This window comes from Mesorhizobium sp. Arg314 (assembly GCF_053714275.1).
The window spans coordinates 1-539 of the sequence record NZ_JBSKBP010000239.1 but is presented as its reverse complement, the minus strand read 5'-3'; the positions used below and the strand labels follow the sequence as shown (position 1 = coordinate 539).

Here is a 539-nt window from a genome sequence, read left to right as displayed (position 1 = left end):
TCGGCAAGGGCAAGGCCCATGCCCCTTACGAGTTCGGCGTCAAGGTCTCGCTCGCCACCACGCTCGAGCGCTCGAAGGGCGGCCAGTTCGCCCTGCACGCGAAGGCTCTACCGGGCAATCCTTATGACGGCCACACGCTGGCCACCGTGGTCCCGGACATGGAAGAGACCATCGGCAATGAGATCGGCCGCATTCTGGCCGATGCCGGATATCGCGGCCACAATGCACCCGACAGCCACAAGTTCAGGGTCTTCACCGCCGGCCAGAAGCGCCGCGTCACCCCAGCCATCAAGCGCCAGATGCGCCGCCGCTCCGCCATCGAGCCCGTGATCGGCCATATCAAGGCCGAACACCGGATGGGCCGCAACTACCTCGCCGGCGAACAGGGCGATGCCGTCAACGCCATCCTGGCCGCCGCCGGCTACAACTTCTCGCTCCTGCTCAACTGGTTCAGGCAGCTTTTGTGCCTGCTCATCGCCGCGCTTCAATGCCAGCCGAAACCACGCGCCGCCTGACGCGCTTCATTGTTCACGGGCGAC

At 65.5% G+C, this 539-nt stretch carries 1 protein-coding gene; it reads left to right on the top strand.

Annotation, left to right across the window (positions count from 1 at the left end; all coding sequences use genetic code 11):
• Positions 1 to 515 (top strand): transposase (locus tag ACWGS9_RS35275; RefSeq protein ID WP_454509490.1); only part of this gene is annotated, 515 nt, incomplete at its 5' end.
• Positions 516 to 539 lie beyond the last annotated feature (24 nt).